Below are 5894 nucleotides of genomic sequence, written 5' to 3' on the forward strand. Positions count from 1 at the left end.
GGTCTCGCATTCCAACTGTAGGAGCTGCCGAAGGCTGCGATCTTTTAGGGCATTCCCCAATTAGCAAGTTGCCCACACCTGCTGTGCACCCGACTGTGGATAACCTGAGCACATACCGCTGTAACCCTTCTGTCATGCGGCTTTGCACGATTTGTTCACTTTTCGTTCAATTGATCCGACGAAACGGAAATCCAGCGTAAAAACAAACAGTTACCGTCGTTTATCACCATTAGAAGAAAGCAGTGCAGTGCTTATGCCCGGCCTCAACGCTTGCGCACAATTACTGTGGAGCAACCTGTGGATAAGCCGTTCATGACCGCCGCAGGTGCTGGATTTGCCTAGCCCCGGGGCAATTGCTCGTTTTTTAACCAACCTGACGCGAGCAAAACTGGAGCCTGATCAACGGCTTTGCGCTGAATTGGTGCCTCGGAGCATGTCAAAAAGAGCGCCGATGCGCTGTCATCGGTGCCTGCGGGCGGATGCGCAAAGCGTTCCTGACTCAATGGCCAGGAAATTGCTTTGTCCACAGGCACAACTCCAAGTCAGTCGAGCCTGCCATGTCCATCGCCCCTTCCCCACCGCGCCTGCAGCTGCGCCAGATCAGCAAACGCTATCCCGGTTGCCTGGCCAACGATGCCATCGACCTGAGCATCGCGCCGGGTGAAATCCATGCCCTGCTCGGGGAAAACGGCGCAGGCAAAAGCACGTTGATGAAGATCATTTACGGTGTCACCCAGTGTGATAGCGGTGAAATGCTCTGGCAGGGGCAGCGCGTGCAGATCCGCAATCCGGCGCAGGCGCGGCAGTTAGGCATCGGCATGGTGTTCCAGCATTTCTCGCTGTTCGAAACCCTCAGCGTCGCTCAGAACATTGCCTTGGCGATGGGCGCGGCGGCGGGCACGCCCAGGCAACTGGAACCGAAGATTCGCGAAGTATCACGGCGTTATGGCATGGCGCTGGAACCGGAGCGACTTGTCCACAGCCTGTCGATTGGCGAGCGGCAGCGGGTAGAAATCATTCGCTGCCTGATGCAGGACATCCGCCTGTTGATTCTCGATGAGCCGACCTCGGTGCTGACGCCGCAAGAGGCTGACGAATTGTTCATCACCCTGCGTCGCCTGGCCGCCGAGGGCTGCAGCATTCTGTTTATCAGCCACAAGCTCGGTGAAGTGCGCGCCTTGTGCCACAACGCCACGGTGCTGCGCGGCGGTCGGGTTGCCGGGCATTGCCTGCCGGCCGAATGTTCGGATCAGCAACTGGCGCAACTGATGGTCGGCGAAGCGGCGGCGTTGATTGGCGAGTATCCGAAGGTCAGCGGTGGCGCGACTTTTCTACAGGTTGACGGGTTGAGTTGGCACAATCCGGATCCGTTTGGTTGCTCGCTGCACGACATCGACTTGCAAGTCCGCAGCGGTGAAATCGTCGGCATCGCCGGGGTCGCTGGCAATGGACAGGACGAGTTGCTCGCCCTGCTCAGCGGCGAACAGCCCTTGCCTCGTGCGCAAGCGGCGACCATTCGCTTCGCTGAGCGCAACGTCGCTGACGTGCGCCCGGATGCGCGGCGCAAACTGGGCCTGGCCTTCGTCCCCGCCGACCGACTCGGCCACGGCGCGGTGCCGGAGTTGAGTCTGGCCGATAACGCCCTGCTCAGCGCTTTCCAGCAAGGCCTGGTCAGCCACGGGCTGATTCAACGCGGCAAAGTCGAAGCCCTCGCGCAACAGATCATCCAGCGTTTCGGCGTTAAAACTCCAGGCACGCAAACCGCCGCGCGCAGCCTCTCCGGCGGCAACCTGCAGAAATTCATCCTTGGTCGGGAGATCCTTCAGCAGCCGAAATTACTGATCGCCGCGCACCCGACCTGGGGCGTCGATGTCGGCGCCGCCGCGACCATCCATCGCGCCTTGATCGCCCTGCGCGATGCCGGCGCGGCGATCCTGGTGATTTCCGAAGACCTCGATGAACTGTTCCAGATCAGCGATCGCCTCGGCGCGCTGTGCAGCGGGCGTCTGTCGGCGCTGCAAGACACCTGCGCGACACAACTGAGCGATGTCGGCGCGTGGATGGCTGGCCAGTTCGATCACTCACCTTGCGCCGCCTCGGTTTAACGGAGTTTCAACCATGCTGCTTTCTCTCGAACCCCGTGGTCAGCAATCGCGCCTGATGCTGTGGTGCTCGCCGTTATTGGCGGCGGTGCTGACTCTCGGCTGCGGCTCGCTGTTGTTCATCGCGCTGGGCCACGATCCACTGCAAACCTTGCACACGTTGTTGATCGCGCCGGTCAGCGATCTGTATGGCGTGTCCGAATTACTGGTCAAGGCGCTGCCGATTCTGCTCTGCGCACTGGGACTGGCCGTGGCCTATCAGGCGCGAATCTGGAACATCGGCGCCGAAGGCCAGTTGCTCCTCGGCGCGCTGGCCGGCAGTGCTGTGGCGGTGAACATTATCGATGTGCAAAGTCGTTGGGCGCTGGTGCTGATTCTGCTGACCGGCACCTTTGCCGGTGCCGCATGGGCCGGGCTCACCGCGTGGCTGCGCACGCGTTTCAACGCCAACGAAATCCTCACCAGCATCATGCTCAACTACATCGCATTGAACCTGCTGCTGTTCTGCGTGCACGGGCCTTTGAAGGATCCGGCGGGCTTCAATTTCCCCGAGTCGGCGATGTTCGGCGACGCCAGTCGTTTGCCGCTGCTGCTGGAGGACGGGCGGGTTCATGCCGGGGTGTATTTCGCCCTGCTCGCGCTGGTCGCGGTGTGGGTGTTGCTGCAGAAAAGCTTTATCGGTTTCCAGATCAAAGTGCTCGGTCTGGACAAGCGTGCGGCAGGCTTCGTCGGCTTTCGCGAGAAGCGCCTGATCTGGCTGGCGCTGTTGATCAGCGGTGGTCTGGCGGGACTGGCCGGGGTCTGCGAAGTCACCGGGCCGATCGGCCAACTGGTGCCGCAGGTGTCGCCGGGTTATGGCTACGCGGCGATCACCGTGGCGTTTCTCGGGCGCCTCAATCCGCTCGGCATTCTGTGCTCGAGTCTGCTGATGGCACTGCTGTACATCGGCGGCGAGAGCGCGCAGATGTCGCTCAATCTGCCGCAGGCAATCACCCAGTTGTTCCAGGGCATGATGCTGTTTTTCCTGCTCGCCTGTGACGTGCTGATTCTCTATCGGCCACGCCTGAAACTGCGCTGGACCCGGCGCGCCTCGACCCCTGCCGTAACCGCCGGAGCGCTGTGATGGACATCGATCTGTTGAGCAATATTTTCTACGCCATGGTCCGCTGCGGCACGCCGCTGCTCCTGGTGGCACTGGGTGAATTGATCTGCGAGAAGAGCGGCGTCCTCAATCTGGGTCAGGAAGGCATGATGCTGTTTGGCGCGGTGATCGGATTCATCGTCGCGCTGAACAGCGGCAACCTGTGGCTCGGCGTGCTGTTGGCGATGTTGGCCGGGATGTTGTTGTCGTCACTGTTTGCTCTGGTCGCGCTGGTGTTCAACGCCAATCAGGTGGCGACCGGGTTGGCTTTGACGATTTTCGGTGTGGGCCTGTCGACGTTTGTCGGCGCGGCCTGGGTCGGTAAACCGCTGGCGGGTTTCGAGCCTTTGCCGATTCCGTATTTGAGTGAGATTCCGCTGATCGGGCGGATGCTGTTTGCTCAGGACTTGCTGGTGTATCTGTCGTTCGCGCTGTTTGCGCTGGTGGCGTGGGTGATCATCAAAAGTCGTGTCGGGCTGATCATTCAAGCGGTCGGTGAGAACCCCGATGCAGCGAGTGCGATGGGCTTGCCGGTGCTGACCGTGCGCACGTTGGCGGTGTTGTTTGGCGGAGCCATGGCCGGGCTGGCCGGGGCGTATCTGTCGCTGGCCTACACCCCGATGTGGGCCGAAAACATGACCGCCGGACGCGGCTGGATCGCCCTGGCGCTGGTGGTATTTGCCAGTTGGCGAGTCTGGCGTTTGTTGCTCGGGGCGTATCTGTTCGGCCTCGCCAGCATCCTGCACCTGGTGGCACAGGGGTTGGGGCTGGCGATTCCGTCGAGCCTACTGGCGATGCTGCCGTATGTGGCGACGATTGTGGTGCTGGTGTTGTTGTCCCGCGATGCCGTGCGCACACGGTTGTATGCGCCGGTTTCGTTGGGGCAGCCTTGGCAGGCGGGGCATTAGGCATACACAGGAACTGTGGCGAGGGAGCTTGCTCCCGCTGGGGCGCGAAGCGGCCATCAACAGTGAGCCTGGACGATCTCGCACTCAGGCTTTACGACTGCTGCGCAGCCGAGCGGGAGCAGGCTCCCTCGCCACATATGGGGAGTGCCTGAACCACACCCCACGCCAGTTCAAAGACAAGAAAAACCACAAGAATCGAACTGGCCCCATGCAACAGGGCATACCCCTGCCACGCCGCAAACAGAAACCGCGCCACCGCGTCATAGCGTCCATACAGCGCCTGCGGATCACGAATCCGCAGCACCGCCCAAACGCACACCACCGAGCCCAACAGATTCGCCATCAACATATGCAGCGGTTGAAACGCCGGTAGTTCTCCCGGCCAGTTCAGTGCCGTCAGCAACTGATGCACAAGCGCAAAACTCCACGGCGTGACAAACGCTGCCGTGACGATCAGGTCATACCAGGCGCTGCCGCGCACCACGTTGCGATATTGCGTTGCCGTCCACATCGTTCCAGCTCCAAAAATTCAGGGAGCACGCACGGTAAAGCCTGGGGTATGCTCCAGGGTCAATACCTCCTTTGAGATCCAGCATGCGCATCGGTGAATTAGCCCGGGCCAGCGCCGTCAGTCGTGACACCTTGCGCTTCTACGAGCAGCGCGGGCTGATCGCGGCACAACGCAGCGCCAACGGTTATCGCGACTATCCGCCGGAGATGCTGCAACTGGTGCTCTACATCAAAACCGCGCAACGCCTTGGCTTTACCTTGGGCGAGATCGGCAACAGTGTCGCCGCCCTGTGGCACGCCCACGACCCGGAAAATGCGGTGGCGCAATTGCTGCGCGACAAACTGCAATTGATTGAAACCCGCATGAGCGAACTCGACACCCTGCGCCAGGAGCTGAAACTCCGGCTCGGTCAGGCGTGTCCATTGAATCCTGAACGCTGACTTTCAAGGAAACCCCATCATGTCTCAGGCAAAAAACGCACTGATCATCGGCGCCTCTCGGGGCTTGGGCCTCGGGCTGGTGAAGACGTTGCTGGGCGACGGCTGGCAAGTGACCGCCACCGTGCGCAATCCGCAGAAGGCCGAGGCGCTGCAAGCGCTGGGTGATGTGCGCATCGAGAAGCTCGACATGGACGATCAGCAAGCGGTGATCGCCTTGAGCCAGAAACTCAAGGGCGAAACCTTCGATCTGTTGTTCGTCAACGCCGGGGTCAAAGGCCCGGACGTGCAGACCCCGGGCGGCGCGACCCTGGCCGAGGTCGGCCAGCTGTTTTTCACCAACGCAGTGGCGCCGATCAATCTGGCTCAGCGCTTCGTCGGGCAGATCCGCGACGGCAGCGGCGTGCTGGCGTTCATGAGTTCGGTGCTGGGCAGCGTGACCATGCCCGACGCGCCGGAACTGGCGCTGTACAAGGCCAGCAAGGCAGCTCTCAATTCGATGACCAACAGTTTCGTCACTCAACTGGGCGAGCAGAAACTCACCGTGCTGTCGCTGCACCCGGGCTGGGTGAAGACCGACATGGGCGGCGAAGGCGCCGATCTCGATGTCGAGACCAGCACACGCGGGCTGATCGATCAGGTCAATGCGTTTACCGGCAAGGGCGGGCATCACTTCGTCAATTACAAGGGTGAAACCATTCCCTGGTAATCCTACAAATCCCCATGTAGGAGTGAGCCTGCTCGCGATAGCGGTGTGTCATTCAGCAAAAATGTTGCCTGATACACCGCTATCGC

The 5894-nt window shown here is 61.0% G+C and carries 6 protein-coding genes; 5 read left to right on the forward strand and 1 reads right to left on the reverse strand.

Annotated elements, in window-relative coordinates:
• Nucleotides 1-557 precede the first annotated feature (557 nt).
• The 3 genes from DCO47_RS25255 to DCO47_RS25265 are packed head-to-tail and all read left to right on the forward strand — an operon-like array spanning nt 558 to nt 4151.
• Nucleotides 558-2105 (forward strand): ABC transporter ATP-binding protein, encoded by a 1548-nt coding sequence (locus tag DCO47_RS25255; RefSeq protein WP_116659174.1) that lies wholly within the window; start codon nt 558-560, stop codon nt 2103-2105.
• 13 nt (nt 2106-2118) lie between these two features.
• The gene (locus DCO47_RS25260; protein WP_116659175.1) at nt 2119-3225 is read left to right on the forward strand and encodes an ABC transporter permease; all 1107 of its coding nucleotides are present in this window, start codon (nt 2119-2121) and stop codon (nt 3223-3225) included.
• On the forward strand, nt 3225-4151 hold the full coding sequence (locus tag DCO47_RS25265) for an ABC transporter permease (RefSeq protein WP_083354147.1): 927 nt from the start codon (nt 3225-3227) through the stop codon (nt 4149-4151). Before DCO47_RS25260 ends, DCO47_RS25265 begins: the two co-directional genes overlap by 1 nt.
• Nucleotides 4152-4242: 91 nt before the next feature.
• On the opposite strand, the gene DCO47_RS25270 is transcribed toward DCO47_RS25265, so the two are convergent.
• On the reverse strand, nt 4243-4662 hold the full coding sequence (locus DCO47_RS25270; protein ID WP_116659176.1) for a hypothetical protein: 420 nt from the start codon (nt 4660-4662) through the stop codon (nt 4243-4245).
• A gap of 83 nt (nt 4663-4745) precedes the next feature.
• Between DCO47_RS25270 and DCO47_RS25275 the strand changes: the two genes are divergently transcribed.
• On the forward strand, nt 4746-5102 hold the full coding sequence (locus DCO47_RS25275) for a MerR family transcriptional regulator (RefSeq protein WP_116659177.1): 357 nt from the start codon (nt 4746-4748) through the stop codon (nt 5100-5102).
• Nucleotides 5103-5121: 19 nt separating this feature from the next.
• A complete protein-coding gene (locus tag DCO47_RS25280; protein WP_016771812.1) occupies nt 5122-5808 on the forward strand; it encodes an SDR family oxidoreductase in 687 nt (228 codons plus the stop codon).
• Nucleotides 5809-5894 lie beyond the last annotated feature (86 nt).

Source organism: Pseudomonas sp. NDM, assembly GCF_003105095.1.
Classification (GTDB): domain Bacteria; phylum Pseudomonadota; class Gammaproteobacteria; order Pseudomonadales; family Pseudomonadaceae; genus Aquipseudomonas; species Aquipseudomonas moraviensis_A.